Annotated in this window: 14 protein-coding genes and 2 pseudogenes; 7 read left to right on the top strand and 9 right to left on the bottom strand. The window is 66.9% G+C overall.

Annotated features, from left to right (window positions below; genetic code table 11):
• Positions 1-6: 6 nt before the first annotated feature.
• Positions 7-863 (bottom strand): annotated as a pseudogene (locus tag ACZYVJ_RS09710) (SAM-dependent methyltransferase).
• On the opposite strand from ACZYVJ_RS09710, the gene ACZYVJ_RS09705 reads away from it, so the two are divergent.
• Positions 760-972, top strand: coding sequence for a hypothetical protein (locus ACZYVJ_RS09705; RefSeq protein ID WP_463833092.1), 213 nt, complete (start codon positions 760-762; stop codon positions 970-972). The pseudogene ACZYVJ_RS09710 and the gene ACZYVJ_RS09705 sit on opposite strands and share 104 nt — an antisense overlap.
• 26 nt (positions 973-998) lie before the next feature.
• A complete protein-coding gene (locus ACZYVJ_RS09700) occupies positions 999-1,805 on the top strand; it encodes an enoyl-CoA hydratase/isomerase family protein (protein ID WP_463830808.1) in 807 nt (268 codons plus the stop codon).
• A 9-nt stretch (positions 1,806-1,814) separates the two neighbouring features.
• On the opposite strand, the gene ACZYVJ_RS09695 is transcribed toward ACZYVJ_RS09700, so the two are convergent.
• From ACZYVJ_RS09695 to ACZYVJ_RS09680, 4 genes are all read right to left on the bottom strand, one after another.
• Positions 1,815-2,681 (bottom strand): LLM class flavin-dependent oxidoreductase, encoded by an 867-nt coding sequence (locus tag ACZYVJ_RS09695; RefSeq protein WP_463830807.1) that lies wholly within the window; start codon positions 2,679-2,681, stop codon positions 1,815-1,817.
• A 111-nt stretch (positions 2,682-2,792) separates the two neighbouring features.
• The gene (locus ACZYVJ_RS09690) at positions 2,793-3,536 is read right to left on the bottom strand and encodes an STAS domain-containing protein (RefSeq protein WP_463830806.1); all 744 of its coding nucleotides are present in this window, start codon (positions 3,534-3,536) and stop codon (positions 2,793-2,795) included.
• Between the two features lie 392 nt (positions 3,537-3,928).
• A complete protein-coding gene (locus tag ACZYVJ_RS09685; RefSeq protein ID WP_463830805.1) occupies positions 3,929-5,161 on the bottom strand; it encodes a DUF4873 domain-containing protein in 1,233 nt (410 codons plus the stop codon).
• Positions 5,158-6,063, bottom strand: coding sequence for an AurF N-oxygenase family protein (locus ACZYVJ_RS09680; protein WP_463830804.1), 906 nt, complete (start codon positions 6,061-6,063; stop codon positions 5,158-5,160). The genes ACZYVJ_RS09685 and ACZYVJ_RS09680 overlap by 4 nt, the downstream gene beginning before the upstream one ends.
• Positions 6,064-6,188: 125 nt before the next feature.
• Between ACZYVJ_RS09680 and cobF the strand changes: the two genes are divergently transcribed.
• The 4 genes and pseudogenes from cobF to ACZYVJ_RS09660 all read left to right on the top strand — a co-directional run bounded on the left by cobF (position 6,189) and on the right by ACZYVJ_RS09660 (position 8,595).
• Positions 6,189-6,935: a precorrin-6A synthase (deacetylating) gene (gene cobF, locus ACZYVJ_RS09675; protein ID WP_463830803.1), complete on the top strand. Its 747-nt coding sequence runs from the start codon at positions 6,189-6,191 to the stop codon at positions 6,933-6,935.
• 4 nt (positions 6,936-6,939) lie between these two features.
• Positions 6,940-7,182: pseudogene (locus ACZYVJ_RS09670) on the top strand (DNA-formamidopyrimidine glycosylase family protein); the annotation flags it as partial.
• 150 nt (positions 7,183-7,332) lie between these two features.
• Positions 7,333-7,803 (top strand): zinc finger domain-containing protein, encoded by a 471-nt coding sequence (locus ACZYVJ_RS09665; protein WP_463832927.1) that lies wholly within the window; start codon positions 7,333-7,335, stop codon positions 7,801-7,803.
• Between the two features lie 42 nt (positions 7,804-7,845).
• A complete protein-coding gene (locus ACZYVJ_RS09660; protein ID WP_463830802.1) occupies positions 7,846-8,595 on the top strand; it encodes an SDR family oxidoreductase in 750 nt (249 codons plus the stop codon).
• A 1-nt stretch (position 8,596) separates the two neighbouring features.
• Here the strand turns inward: ACZYVJ_RS09660 and pgi are convergent, their stop codons facing one another.
• Together pgi and ACZYVJ_RS09650 are read right to left on the bottom strand one after the other, a co-directional pair.
• Positions 8,597-10,261, bottom strand: a complete 1,665-nt coding sequence (pgi, locus tag ACZYVJ_RS09655; protein ID WP_463830801.1) for a glucose-6-phosphate isomerase — start codon at positions 10,259-10,261, stop codon at positions 8,597-8,599.
• A gap of 78 nt (positions 10,262-10,339) precedes the next feature.
• Entirely contained in the window at positions 10,340-10,660 is a 321-nt protein-coding gene (locus ACZYVJ_RS09650; protein ID WP_463830800.1) for a chorismate mutase, read from the bottom strand.
• 393 nt (positions 10,661-11,053) lie between these two features.
• On the opposite strand from ACZYVJ_RS09650, the gene pcrA reads away from it, so the two are divergent.
• Complete coding sequence (gene pcrA, locus ACZYVJ_RS09645; protein WP_463830799.1) at positions 11,054-13,426, top strand: DNA helicase PcrA; 2,373 nt, start codon at positions 11,054-11,056, stop codon at positions 13,424-13,426.
• 20 nt (positions 13,427-13,446) lie between these two features.
• On the opposite strand, the gene ACZYVJ_RS09640 is transcribed toward pcrA, so the two are convergent.
• Positions 13,447-14,037, bottom strand: a complete 591-nt coding sequence (locus ACZYVJ_RS09640; protein WP_463830798.1) for a hypothetical protein — start codon at positions 14,035-14,037, stop codon at positions 13,447-13,449.
• 1 nt (position 14,038) lies between these two features.
• Positions 14,039-15,091, bottom strand: coding sequence for a M23 family metallopeptidase (locus ACZYVJ_RS09635; protein WP_463830797.1), 1,053 nt, complete (start codon positions 15,089-15,091; stop codon positions 14,039-14,041).
• Between the last annotated feature and the right edge of the window lie 40 nt (positions 15,092-15,131).

Below are 15,131 nucleotides of genomic sequence, written 5' to 3'. Positions count from 1 at the left end.
TGTTCGCTACAGCCGTACCGCCTTGACGAAGCTGATCGTGTCGGCCGGCACCTGATGCTCGGCGGGCCCCAGTTCCGGTAGGCCCGCGGCGGAGAACAGCTCGGCGAGCCGAAATGTGGTGGTATCCCACCCGTTTGCCGCCAGGTGCGCGGCGACGTCGGTGTGCTCGCCGGGGTAGGACAAGCCGGGGATGTCCAGATCGAGACCCTGCCGTCGCCACCCCTCGGTCATCAGCCGGGCCTGTTCCTGCCCCTCTGGCGTCGTGGGGGCGACGGTCCCGAAGTCCGCGGCAAGCCGGCTTCCCTCGCTGGACAACGGAATGATGGCGTCGAGCAACCGAACTTCGGCCTCGGGCGGAAGGAACCCGATCAGCACCCCCTCGGCGAGCCACGCCGTCGCCTGATTGGGGTCAAAGCCCGCCGCCTGCAACGCCGCCGGCCAGTCGTCGCGCAAATCGACACCCACGGTGCGCAGTTCGGCGGTCGGGGCCGCACCGATCTCGGCCAGCGTCGCCGTCTTGAACGCGATCACCTCCGGCTGATCGATCTCGTACACCGTCGTCCCGGCCGGCCACCGCAGTCGGTAGGCCCGCGAGTCCAGACCCGATGCCACGATGACCACCTGGCGCAGCCCGGCCTGCCCGGCCGCGGCGAAATAGTCGTCGTAAAACCGGGCTCGGGCAGCGAATGTGTCCACATCCGAGAGAATTCGACGCCCTGCTCCAGGTCTATCGAATCGAGTTCGCCGGATGCGAGCTTGGTGAACACGTCCAGCCCGACGGCGCGCACCAGCGGCTCGGCGAACTCGTCGGTGATGACCGGCTGCGGGCGTTTGGTGGCGGCCGCGCGGGCCGCGGCCACCATGGTGGCGGTGGCGCCCACGCTGTTGGCCAGGTCCCACGAGTCACCGTCGGTTCGTGCCATGGCTGCTCCTTCGATGTGGTGGCAAAACCACGGTATGCCCAGTCGCTGAATAGCGACGTCGCCTACGGTTCCCCTATGCCTGCAGTGACACTGGAACGTCTCGAAGACAACATCGCCTGCATCACCCTGAACCGGCCGGAGCGCCTGAACGCCATCGATGGGTCGTTGATCGACGGCGTCCACGAGGCCCTGGACATGCTGGACAACGGTGAGTACCGGGTGGCGATCCTGACCGGTGCCGGACGCGGATTCTGCGCCGGCGCCGATCTGAGCGGCACCGGGCAGCCCTGGACGCAGAACAAGCCGACCACCCCGGCGTTCAAGGTCAACTACGACGCCCAGGTCCGGCTGGCCAACCTGTACACCCGGATCTACGAGATGGACATTCCGGTGATCGGCGCGGTGAACGGTGTCGCCGTCGGGGGTGGGCTGGCGTTCTCGTTGGTCTGCGATATCCGGGTCGCCTCCGAGCAGGCCCGGTTCGGTTCGGTGTTCATCAAGGCGGGGTTCTCGTCGATGGACATGGGCACCAGCTATCTGCTGCCCAAGATCGTCGGCGCCGGGGTGGCGCGCGAACTCATGCTCACCGGTCGCATCATCGACGCGGCGGAGGCCTATCGCATCAAGTTGGTTCACGAGGTCGTAGCCCCCGATGAGCTGATGCCGGCCGCGCTCAAGCTGGCCCGCTCGATCGCCGAGAACAACGCATACGGCGTGTGGCAGACCAAGATTGGCCTTAACGCCGCACTGGACGCGCCCAGCCTGCGCCATGCCATCGAGATCGAGAACCGCACCCAGATCCTGAGCGGCTTCACGAACAACCCGGTCGAGGCCGCGATGGCGCACCGGGAGAAGCGCGCCCCGAAATGGGATGTGCTGTAAGGCTTCCCGCTAAAGCTTCGCGATCACGTTCTCGGCGAACATCTCCAGGTTGCGGATCTTGCTGTCCAGCGGCTCGGTGTCCTTGCCCTTGATGTACGGGATGCGGAAGCCGACGATGACGTCGGTGACGCCCTTGTCCTCGAGCCGTTTGATGCCGTCCGCGGTGTAGGCGTCGGCCGAGATCACGTGGATCTCGAACGGACCGGTCTTGCCGGCCTCTTCACGAAACTTCATGAGCTTCGCCAGCAGGTGGTCGAGTTCCTCGGGGTCGCCGCCACCGTGCATCCAGCCGTCCAGGCGAGCCGCGCGCCGCAGCGCCGCGTCGGCGTGACCGCCGATCAGAATCGGGACGGGCTTGGTGGGGGCCGGCGTCATCTTGGTCTTGGGGATGTCGTAGAACTCGCCGTGGAATTCGAAGTAGTCACCCGTGGTGAGGCCTTGGATGATCTCGATGCATTCGTCCATCCGCTTGCCGCGCCTGGCGAACGGGACGCCCAACAACTCGTAGTCCTCGGGCCATGGGCTGGTGCCGACGCCGAATCCCACCCGGTTATCGGTCATCGCGGCCAGCGACCCGATCTGCTTGGCCACCAACGCCGGTGGTCGGATGGGCAGCTTGAGCACGAAGAAGTTGAACCGCAGCTTCGTGGTCACCGCGCCCAATGCCGAAGTGAGCACGAAGGTTTCGATGAACTCCTTGCCGTCCAGGAACTCGCGGTTGCCGTCCGGGGTGTAGGGGTACTTCGAGTCGGATTCGAAGGGGTAGGCGATGCTGTCGGCGATCGTCATGGCGTCGTAGCCGGCCGCTTCGGCTGCCTTGGCCAGCGGGATGTAGTACCTAAAGTCCGTCATCGCCTCTGCGTAGGTAAACCGCACGTCATCTGCCTTCCTGAAGGGGTCGTCACTCGACACTAGAACGTGTTCTAGTTTCAGCACAACCGGCAGATCGCGCGACGACGACCGGGTCGCCGAACTAGGGGTTTTAGGCTAGAGCTGGTTCTCGGGACCGATGACCGCCCACACCGTCTTCCCGGACGAGGTGGGCGTGCTGCCCCACGCTCGCGACAACGCGTCGACGATCGCGAGCCCGGACACGTCGATGCCCTTCTTCGGCGACGGCAGTCGGACCGCGGGCGTGTTGCTCGCGTCGGACACCGCGATGGTCGCCGTCGTGCCCTGCGCTTCGATGCGGACCGCCGGAACGCTGGCGGTGTGTTCGAGCACGTTCTCCACGAACACGTTGACCACCACCAGCGCCACCGGAATCAGCTTGGACTGCGACCATGTGGTGAGCCACTCGCGGACCAGGCGCCGTGACTCTCGCAGGCTGGTCAGGTCCGCGGGCAGCTGCACATCGGCGCGCCGCGCCGGGCGACGGCTGTTCTGGCCGAGCGCCTTCAGCGCGGCTTTCTCGCTTGCGTAGACCGGCATGATGTGGGTGACACCGCTATTGGTGATCGCCTCGCGGGTCGCCCGGTTGGTGCACACCAGCACGATCGGAATGTGGGGGGCGCTGCCGGCCTGCCAGTACGCGCCCATGAAGGCCGCCCATGCCGATTCGGTGTGCACCGTGAGCCCGGAGACGTTGACGATCACGGCGGCGGCCTCGTCCAGCGTGGCCTTGAGGATGCGTTCGCGAACTGCGGTCGAGTGGGCGGCATCAAGCTCCCCGTCGACGGTCAGAACGGCAACCGAGTCATCCGTCCGCATCGCAACGGCCACAGGGCTCATCCCAGTTCGGTCCTGGCGTCCGGTTCCATTTCCCGCTCCTCGCATCATGCCGGGCCGATTGCTTGAGTATCCGCTCTCAGCGGCAAAAGTCTACTTCGCGAACCACCGACCTCAACACAGCCGGAACCCGCAGGCCGCGATCCGGATCCAAGCAAATCCATGCCGCAAGCCCGCAATGAAAGCACCATGCGCCCCCCTCCCGCATCCGTCGGGGAGTCGAGGAACCCCACCCCCGACACGCTATGGAGTCGAATGCCCAGCACGCGCTTCCACCGGGGTTACCACGCGGTGACCGCCGCCAAACTTTCCGGTATGTCGGAAACATGGGGTTAACCTGCGCAAAGGCATCTCCCGCGCGCCGCGCGCCCCGCCGGCCCGGCGCTCATGTCGGCTCAGTGGTTGCTCAGCGCGTAGGGGGGAGCACCCACTCCGGCGACCGAATGCGTCCCCCACGGTGTCTGTTCGACGATGCGTGCCGGCGCGCTGCGTTCGCCGACCGTCAAGGTGCCCGTCCGTGATTGCTTGAGGATGTCGCCGGACACGGGTCCCGACGGGGAACCAAACAGAGTTCCCTGCCAGTGGTAGCGGCCGTCGATCGGGTCCAGGTGACCGGTCAGCCGGACCCGCACGGGGTGGTGGGCGCCGGCGATTTCCAGCGTGGCGGCGCCGTCGTACGTGTCTTCACCGGCAGGCGCGCTGGCCGAGAGGTCGAAGGCGGACGCCGGCGGGGGAGGTTCGGCCGGTCGCAACAGGGCGCGCTCGTTGAACACCCGCTGGCTGCTGGCGCGCACCTCGATGCGGCCACTGGCCGTGCGCTTCATGACTTTCAGGCACTCGGCGACGTAGCGTGCCTGGGCGTCCGGATCGGGACCGGTGACAAAGAAGTAATTGGGGAACCCGCGAATCGCCACCCCGCAGAACGGCTCCATGCCGTCGTGCCAGGCCTGCCGGATGGTCAGCCCGGCCGCGCCGGCCAGGGCCTCGTCGCCGGTGTCCTCGGGGATGAAGAAGCCGGTGCCGTAGATGATGGCGTCGACGCGGTGGTCGGCACCGTCGGCGGTGCGCACGCCCGACGCGGTCACCGCCTGGATCGCGGACCCGGCGATGGTGACCCGGGACCCTGCGGCCGGCGTGCGGCGCAGCCAGCGTGTGGCGCGGGCGGGCCACGCCGGGATGTCGGTCACGACGCGACGCGGTGCGTGCGCGAACACGGTGACCGACGCGGCCGCCCGGGCCAGCCGCCCGAGGTGATGAGCGGCCGCGGCGTCGGTGCCGACCACCGCGAGGTGCTTGCCGGAGGGAACGAAGCCGGACTCCCACGCCGCGGCGTGAAACGCCGCGCCACCGAACTCGTCGCGCCCGGGAATGCGGGGCAGCCAGGGCCGCTGGACCGGGTGGTCGGCGGCGACGACGACATCGGCGCGGGTTCGGTCACCCTCGGTCGTGGTCAACAGCCAGGTTTCGGACTCGTCGTCAAAGCGCGCGTCCTGGGTGGGCCGGTCCAGCATCACCAGGTCGGTGAAACCGGCTGCCAGCAAGGCGGTTTGGGCGCTCTGAGCGCGGGCGCCCGCCCCGAGAACGGCGATGTGGGAGCGGCGCTCGGCGCGGTCCCGCGGCTGTGTCACAGAAACCTGCTGCGCTTCCAGCCGCGGCGTGCGATCGAGCCCATCAGGCCGACCTCGGTCAAAAACGCCGCCAGCGGCGCGAACCCGGCCACCTGTGTGTCGCGACGATGCGGACTGGTGCGTGCAACCTTCCGGGCACGCTTGGGGTCGAGACCCGCTCGTGCATAAGGGACGGGATTGCTGAACAGGTAGTTGAAGAAGTAGCCGCCCAGCCCGTTGATGTTGGCCATGAACCAGCGGTTGAACCGCGGCATCTCGACGACGCGCTTGCGGGCACCGTCGCGCGCGAACTGGATGTGGCGTGCTTCTTCGGTGACGTGAATGCGCATGAGCCGCTGGATGATTGGTTGCAGCTCCGGGTCGTCCATCATCTGTCGCTGCAGCGAATCGAAGATTTCCTCACCGATCAGGGCGGCCACCCAGAGCATCGAGCCGCGCTGAAACGCAAACGGCAGCGCATTGATGATCATTCGGTGAAACAGCTTGGGGCGCACCGGCTTTGCGCCGATGCGTTCGATCGCCTTGCCGAACATCACCATGTGGCGGGTCTCGTCGCCCAGTTCGGTCAGCTTGTAATGCGTCGACCTGCTGGTCGGGTCCTCGTGCAGGATCGTGCGCAGCAGCACCTGGTTGAGCATGTTCTCGAACCAGATCCCGGCCGACAGGGTGTTGACCAGTTCCTGCCGGGACAGCTCGATCTGTTGCTCGCGGGTCATCTCGTCCCACATCGGCGTGCCGTAGAGCGACACCAGCCGGGGCGGCAGATAGAACTTGTCCGGGTCCAGCGGGGCGTCCCAGTCGATGTCGACGACGGGTTCGTAGGACTTTTTGACCGAGCCCTTCAGCAATCGGTCCGAGAAGTCTTCACGACTTGGCCCACCTGGCTTCACCGGAGTGGTCATCGCTGGCGTCCCTCCATTGGGTGCTTCAGACGGTACCCATGGTACTGGGTACTTGCGGTCCCGACTAGATGCCGGAGGTTGCGATTCGGCAATCTGACGGGCAACGACCATCAGGAGGCGGCGAAGTGGGCCGGCACATTCACGTCATCGGCATCGGTGCCGGCGACCCCACCTACGTGACCGTGCAGGCGATCGAGGCGCTCAACGACACCCAGGTGTTCTTCGTGATGGACAAGGGCGAGCAGAAGAGCGATCTGGTGGCGCTGCGACGCGAGATCTGCGGCCGTTTCATCCGCGAGCCGGGCTACCGCTTCGTCGAGCTGCCCGACCCCAAGCGGGCTGAGGACGCCCATTACCGGGACGCGGTTGCGGATTGGCACGCCGCCCGCGCGCAGATCTGGGCCGACGCCATCTCCGCCGAGTTGGGCCCGCACGATGTCGGCGGGTTTCTGGCCTGGGGCGACCCGTCGCTCTACGACAGCACCCTGCGCATCCTCGACGTGGTGGCCGAACAGGTCGACTTCACCTTCGACGTCATCCCGGGTATCACCGCCGTGCAGGCGCTGACCGCCCGGCACCGCATCCCGCTCAACGAGGTCGGCGAGCCCGTTCTGATCACCACCGGGCGCCAGCTGCGCACGCACGGGCCGACCGTGGGATCCGCCGTCGTGATGCTCGACGCCGACTGCTCCTTCCAGGTATGCCCGCCCGACACGCGAATCTGGTGGGGCGCCTACCTGGGTACCGACGACGAACTGCTCATCGCGGGCACGATCGGCGAGGTGGGTCCCCGCATCGTTTCGCTGCGAGCCGAAGCCCGCGCCCGGCACGGCTGGATCATGGACACCTATTTGCTGCGACCGGCACACTGAGACCGTGCCCGAACTACCCGAGATCGAAGCGCTGGTCGACCATCTCCGGCGCCACGCCGTCGGCTTGACGATCGGGAGGGTCGACATCGCCGCCCTGTCCGTGCTGAAGACCTTCGATCCGCCGATCAGCGTGCTACACGGCCAGGCCGTGACCGGGGCCGAGCGGTGGGGCAAGTACCTCGGGCTGCGCACCGACAACCTTTTCCTGATCGCCCATCTGTCGCGTGCGGGCTGGTTGCGGTGGTCCGACAAACTCGCCGCGGCGCCGCTGCGCCCCGGCAAGGGCCCGATCGCGCTGCGGGTGCACCTGGGCACCCCCGGTGAGGCGCCCGGCTTCGACCTCACCGAGGCCGGCACCCAGAAGCGGCTGGCGGTGTGGCTGGTCGACGACCCGGCCCTGGTCCCCGGGATCGCCTCGCTCGGCCCGGATGCGCTGGACCTGGACCTCGACGCGCTGGCCAATGTGTTGGCCGGCAACACCGGCCGGATCAAGACGGTCATCACCGACCAGAAGGTGATCGCCGGGATCGGCAACGCCTACAGCGACGAGATCCTGCACGTCGCGCGCTTTTCGCCGTTCGCCACCGCTGGCAAGCTGTCCGACGCGCAGATCGCCACGCTGCACGACGCGATGGTCTCGGTGCTCACCGACGCGGTGAGCCGGTCGGTCGGGCAGGGGGCGGCCACGCTCAAAGGCGAGAAGCGCTCCGGATTGCGGGTGCACGCCCGCACCGGGCTGCCCTGCCCGGTATGCGGGGACACCGTGCGCGAAGTGTCGTTCGCGGACAAGTCTTTCCAGTACTGCCCGACGTGTCAGACCGGTGGCAAGATCCTGGCCGACCGGCGCATGTCGCGTTTGCTGAAGTAGTCGCCCGACTCCGGACTTGACACCTGTCGATATGCTGCCCCGATGACTCGCCAGAAGATCCTCATCACCGGTGCCAGCTCGGGCCTGGGCGCCGGCATGGCGCGCGCCTTCGCCGCCAAGGGCCGCGACCTCGCCCTGTGCGCGCGTCGCACCGACCGGCTCGATGAGCTGAAAGCCGAGCTCTCGCAGAAGTATCCGGGCATCAAGATCGCGGTCGCCGCGCTGGACGTCAACGACCACGAGGCCGTCCCCAAGGTGTTCGCCGAACTCGGCGACGAGCTGGGCGGCATCGACCGCATCGTCGTCAACGCCGGCATCGGCAAGGGCGCGAAACTGGGCTCCGGCAAGCTGTGGGCCAACAAGGCAACCCTCGAGACCAACCTGGTCTCGGCGCTGGTGCAGATCGAGACCGCGCTGGAGATGTTCAACAAGAACGGTGCGGGCCACCTGGTACTGATCTCGTCGGTGCTCGGCAACAAGGGCGTGCCCGGCGTCAAGGCGGCCTACGCCGCGAGCAAGGCCGGGGTGAGCTCACTGGGTGAATCGCTGCGCGCCGAATACGCCAAGGGCCCCGTCAAGGTTTCGGTCATCGAACCCGGCTATATCGAGTCGGAGATGACGGCCAAGTCCAACAGCACAATGTTGATGGTGGACAACGAAACTGGCGTCAACGCCCTAATCGCCGCCATGGAACGGGAGACCGGCCGCGCCGCGGTGCCGTGGTGGCCGTGGGCCCCGCTGGTTCAGTTGATGCGGGTGCTGCCGCCTCAGCTGACCAAGATGTTCGCCTGAGTCAGCTGGTTCGCCCGCGTTCGCTGCGATAGCGGCGCACCAGGGCGTCGGTGGAGCTGTCCGACTGCGGCGCCGGCGAACCATCCGCGGTGATCACCGGAAGCAGCGCCTTGGCCTGGGTTTTACCCAGCTCCACACCCCATTGGTCGAACGAGTCGATTCCCCAGATCACGCCCTCGGTGAAGACCTGATGCTCGTACAGCGCGATCAGCTGGCCCATGACCGACGGGGTGAGCCGGTTGGCCAGGATCGAGGTCGACGGCCGGTTACCGGGCATCACCTTGTGCGGCACGATGTCCGCGGGCGTGCCTTCGGCGGCGATCTCTTCGGCGGTCTTGCCGAAGGCCAGCACCTGGGTCTGGGCGAAGAAGTTGCTCATCAACAAGTCGTGCATGCTGCCGTCGCCCTCGGCGGTGGGCAGGTCGTCGATGGGCTGGCTGAAGCCGATGAAGTCGGCGGGCACCAACCGGGTGCCCTGATGCAACAACTGGTAGAAGGCGTGCTGCCCGTTGGTTCCCGGTTCGCCCCAAAAGATTTCACCGGTGTCCGTGGTGACCGGGCTGCCGTCCGCGCGGGTCGACTTGCCGTTGGACTCCATGGTCAGCTGTTGCAGGTAGGCCGCGAAGCGTGCCAGGTCGTTGGAGTACGGCAGCACGGCACGCGATTGCGCGCCCATGAAGTTCGAGTACCACAGGCCGATAAGCCCAAGCAGCACAGGCGCATTGGATTCCAGCGGGGAGGTCTTGAAATGCCGGTCGACGATGTGGAAGCCGGAAAGGAAGTCCGCGAAGGCTTCTCGGCCGATGACGGCCATCACCGACAGTCCGATCGCCGAGTCCACCGAGTAGCGGCCGCCGACCCAATCCCAGAAACCGAACATGTTGTCGGTGTTGATGCCGAAGTCGTCGACCATACGTTTGTTGGTCGAGACGGCGACGAAGTGCTGCGACACCGCGGCGTCGCCGAGGGCATCGGTGATCCAGCGGCGCGCGGCCGTGGCGTTGGTCAGGGTTTCCAGTGTCGAGAACGTCTTCGACGCGACGATGAAAAGTGTTGTGGCCGGGTCCAAGTCGGCCAGGGTGGCGATCAGATCCGCCGGGTCGACGTTGGAGACGAACCGCGCCGAGATCCCCGCGTCCGCGTAGTGGCGCAGCGCCTGGTAGACCATCACCGGGCCGAGGTCCGAGCCACCGATGCCGATGTTGACCACCGTGCTGATACGTTTCCCGCTGGCCCCCGTCCATTCACCGCTGCGCAACCGGTCGGTGAAGTCGCCCATGGCATCGAGCACCTCGTGCACGTCTTGGACGACGTTTTGGCCGTCGACCACCAGCTCGGCGTCCCGGGGCAGTCGCAGCGCGGTGTGCAGGACCGCGCGATCCTCCGAGGTGTTGATGTGCACGCCGGCGAACATCTGGTCGCGGCGCTCTTCGAGGTTGGCCGTGCGCGCCAGATCAACCAAGAGCCGCAGCGTTTCTCGCGTGATGCGGTGCTTGCTGTAGTCGATGTAGAGGTCGCCGACGGAGACGGTCAGCTCGCGGCCGCGATCGGGATCGTCGTCGAAGAACTGCCGCAGATGGGTGTCGCCGATTTGTTCATGATGCCTGCGCAGGGCGTCCCACGCCGGGGTGGCGGTGATGTCGGGGAGGGTGTGCACGGAGGTCATGCTTCGACCCTATGGGCTGTGGCGGGACGGAGCCAGGTGTAGCGGCGAGCTCTGCGCCCGAAGGATGAACCGCCGAGGTCAGTGACCGAGCCGGCCCCTGCCCAACCGCAGCAGCAGTATCGCCAGGTCCTTGCCCTCGGGGCCGAGCTCGCTGTAGCGCTCGATGACCTTCATTTCGCGGCTATGGACAAGCCGCGTGCCGCCGGACGCCATCCGGGCCTTGCCGATCGCCTGCGACACCTCGGTGCGCCGCTGTACCGCTGCCAGAATCGCGGCGTCCAACCGGTCGATTTCGTGTCGCAACTCGTCTATGTCGGTGACCTCTTGGGTCTGCACCGTGTCGATGTCCATCTCTGCTGACTCCGCGTCTTCGTCGTGATGTGGGGGTTCTGGTCTCATGCAGTATCGGGCCTCACAAACGACGAGCCCCGAGTGCCGGAAGCGGACCACGGGGCTCTGCGGAAGCAGTTAGGCCACGGGCACCGCGAACCGGTACCCGCAGGGAAATCGGCGGCGCCACTCCTGGATCGAGGAGCGTCGCCGAGGCTGCACGTTGAGCACGAATCGAGTGTGCCACTAAAAGTGGTAAACGCGCAAAAAAAACGTACTTAAGCTGCGCTTTTTGAACTCGGGTGCAATTACTCCGCAGGACGAAATCCGGTGGTCGAAATTGCATTCCGACACGCCGAATTCTCGGTAGCCCGCGTGACGCCGCCCCGGCCGCCCGGGCCACTAGCCTGGTCAGATGCCAGGGCGCTGTGCGTCAGTGGGCGGCGGTAAGTTTGGACTGACATGAGTGTGCACGCAACAGATACCAAGCCGGCCTCCGAAGCAGATCAACTGCTCGAGGGCCTCAATCCGCAACAGCGCCAAGCGGTGGTGCATGAGGGTTCCCCCCTGCTGATCGTCGCGGGTGCGGGTTCGGGGAAGACCGCGGTGTTGACCCGGCGCATCGCCTACCTGATCGCGGAACGCGGGGTGGGGGTCGGCCAGGTGCTGGCCATCACCTTCACCAACAAGGCCGCCGCCGAGATGCGCGAACGGGTGGTGCGGCTGGTGGGCAACCGGGCACGGGCCATGTGGGTGTCCACCTTCCACTCGACCTGCGTGCGCATCCTGCGCAATCAGGCGTCCCTGATCGAGGGCCTCAACTCCAACTTCTCCATCTACGACGCCGACGACTCACGGCGGCTGCTGCAGATGATCGGGCGCGACATGGGGCTCGACATCAAGCGCTACTCGCCCCGGCTGCTGGCCAACGCCGTCTCCAACCTGAAGAACGAGCTGATCGACCCCGCGCAGGCGGTGGTCAACCTGACCGACGACTCCGACGAGTTGTCCCGCACGGTGGTCAGTGTCTACGGCGAATACCAGCGGCGGCTGCGCGCGGCGAACGCGCTGGACTTCGACGACCTGATCGGGGAAACCGTGGCGGTGCTGCGGGCCTTCCCGCAGATCGCCCAGCACTACCGGCGGCGGTTCCGGCACGTCCTCGTCGACGAGTACCAGGACACCAACCACGCGCAGTACGTGCTGGTGCGCGAACTGGCTGGCCACGGCGGAGGCGGGACGAAGCTGGGACCGCCGAATAAGCCCGACGGTGCCGAGGTGTCCGACGAGGTGCCCCCCGCGGAACTGTGCGTCGTCGGCGACGCCGACCAGTCGATCTATGCGTTCCGGGGCGCCACGATCCGCAACATCGAGGACTTCGAGCGCGACTACCCCGACGCGACAACCATTCTGCTGGAACAGAATTACCGCTCGACGCAGAACATCCTGTCCGCGGCCAACTCGGTGATCGCCCGCAACTCCGGACGCCGCGACAAGCGGCTGTGGACCGCGGAGGGTGCCGGTGAGCTGATCGTCGGGTACGTCGCCGACAACGAGCACGACGAGGCCCGCTTCGTCGCCGAGGAGATCGACGCGCTCGCCGAGAAGGGCGAGATCACCTACAACGACGTCGCCGTCTTCTACCGCACCAACAACTCCTCGCGGTCGTTCGAAGAGGTGTTCATCCGCGCCGGAATACCCTATAAAGTCGTTGGGGGAGTGCGCTTTTACGAGCGCAAGGAAATTCGCGACATCGTCGCCTATCTGCGGGTGCTGGACAACCCGGGGGATGCGGTCAGCATGCGGCGCATCCTGAACACCCCGCGCCGGGGCATCGGCGATCGCGCCGAGGCGTGCGTGGCGGTGTACGCCGAGAACACCGGCGCCAGCTTCGCCGACGCGCTCGTGGCCGCGGCCGAAGGCAAAGTGCCGATGCTGAATTCGCGTGCGGAGAAGGCGATCGCCGGTTTCGTCGAGCTGCTCGACGAGTTGCGTGGCCGACTGGACGACGATCTCGGAGACCTGGTCGAGTCGGTCCTCGAACGCACCGGATATCGTCGCGAACTCGAATCCTCCACCGATCCCCAAGAGCTCGCCCGGTTGGACAACCTCAACGAACTCGTCAGCGTGGCACACGAATTCAGCACCGACCGGGCCAATGCCGCGGCGCTGGGCGAGTCGCTGCAGACCCCCGAAGACGAAGACGTGCCGGACACCGGTGTGCTGGCGGAGTTCTTGGAGCGGGTCTCGCTGGTCTCGGACAGCGACGAGATCCCCGAGGACGGCGCCGGCATGGTCACGCTGATGACGCTGCACACCGCCAAGGGTCTGGAGTTTCCGGTGGTGTTCGTGACCGGCTGGGAGGACGGAATGTTCCCCCACATGCGGTCGCTGGACGATCCGGTCGAACTGTCCGAGGAGCGACGGCTGGCCTACGTCGGGATCACTCGGGCGCGGCAACGGCTCTACGTGAGCAGGGCAATCGTCCGGTCGTCCTGGGGACAGCCCATGCTCAACCCGGAATCGCGCTTCCTGCAAGAGATTCCGCAGGAGCTCATCGAATGGCGGCGCACGGCGCCGGCCCCGTCGTTCAGCGCGCCGGTGAGCGGCGCCGGCCGGTTCGGCACACCGCGGGCGGCCCCGACCCGCTCGGGGATGAGCAAGCGGCCGCTACTGGTGCTCGCGGCCGGCGACCGGGTGACGCACGACAAGTACGGGCTGGGCCGGGTCGAGGAGGTGTCCGGCGTCGGCGAATCGGCGATGTCGCTGATCGACTTCGGCAGTGCCGGGCGGGTGAAGCTGATGCACAACCACGCCCCGATCAGCAAGCTCTAGCCGGTTTCGTTCGGGGAAGGTCAGGCGTCCAGCCAGCGTTTGGTCTGCGGCAGCAGCACCAGCACGACCGTGGTGATCGGCAATATCGGCAACAGGTGGACCACCCATGCGACGCGGGCGCCGGCGATGAACACGCCGATGTAAGTAAGGAAGGCGACCAGTGCGCCGGCCATCAGAAGGTAGCGGCTGATCGATCGGCGCTTCAGTAACAGGATCACGCCCGACACCGTGGTACCCGCGAATACCAGGGCCAGAAAGGCGACCGCGATGCAGAACAGGCGGTCGGTTCGCCACCAACCGGCGATCAGGTCGGTGGCCACCACCGAGGTGGCCCAGCCGCTGACGATGCTCACCGCACACGCGGCGACGGCCGTCCGATCGGTGGGCTCAAGCGCCGGCACTCCGGCATAACCGGTGCGACCCGCACGAGAACCGGCCCGGGCGGGCGCCGATTGCGGGGCGAAGTGGGTGGTCGGGCTGTCCGGTGTGATCGGAATGGGCCCGGTCGGCGCGCGCCGGATGATCCGTGTCCGTGACTCGGAGGGCGAATCTTGCTCGGGCGTGAGCTCGGGCGGACGCGGACCGGAAGTTTCTTCGTTTGGCGCGGTCACCTCAACCAGCGTAATTGCCGACCATAAGACCCCGCTTAGCGAGCCACGGCACGGGGTCGATCCGTTCGCTGCCGCCTTGCAGCACCTCGAAATGCAGGTGCGGGCCGGTGGAATTGCCGCGGTTGCCCATGGTGGCGATCTGGTCGCCGGCCATCACCCGCTCGCCGACGCTGACCAGTGTGGTGTTCACGTGGCCGTAGAGCGTGACCGTGCCGTCGGCGTGACGCAGCTTGACCAGCATGCCGTAGCCGCTGGCCGGGCCGGCGTCGATGACGACGCCGTCGGACACCGCGTAGATCGGTGTCCCGATCGAGTTGGCCAGGTCGATACCGGCGTGCAGCACACCCCAGCGGTAGCCGAAGTTGGAGGTGAAGATGCCCTTAGTCGGCATCACGTAGAGCGGTTGCGATAACCGCGCCTCGCGCTGAGCGCGATCGTTGGCGAAGGCGACGCCCTTGGCGAGCTCCTGATTGTGCAGCGCGGCGGTGGCTGCCGGCGCGGCGGCGATCACCTGCGGACCGCGGACGGTGCTGCTGCCCGCGCCGCCGTTGAGTGCGGACGCGTTGGCGGTCAGCACCGCGTCGGTCTTGGGGGTGTCGGCGTGGCTGGTGGCCGTGTGGGCGGCCGCGGCGGCGGCGCCGGCGGCCATCGCCGAGATCAGCAGGCGTCCCCGGGCCGCACTGGTCGCTTGCTTGCGGTGCTGGCCGCCGCGGCGTGCGACGCCGACGACGTCGGTGCTGTGCGAGCGTTCGAGACGTCGCTCGGTGCGCGGCTCGACGATCACCCGCGGCAGCACCTCGGTGACGGGCGCGGCCAGCCATGCCGGGCGCACGTCGTCGGCCTCGTTGAGGTCGTCGAGCTCGGGCGCCAGCAGCACCTGCGCTTCGTTGTCGAATGGTGAGTCGTTGCTGAAGTCCAAATCGCCGAGATCACCGGCGTCGTCGCTGAACTCGAAGTCGTCGAAATCAAACCCGTCGAGCGGGAGTATCTCCGTGACCTCGGTGCGGTGCGGTGCGTCGGCCCACCGGGCGCCTGCCGCGCGACCTACCCTCACGACGCCTTCAGTTGCAGAAGGCCGGGCAAAACGGTGCTGG

It is taken from the genome of Mycobacterium sp. IDUB_3 (assembly GCF_055419585.1).
Note: the sequence above shows the minus strand (reverse complement) of the source record. Positions and strands in the feature narration are given on the sequence as shown.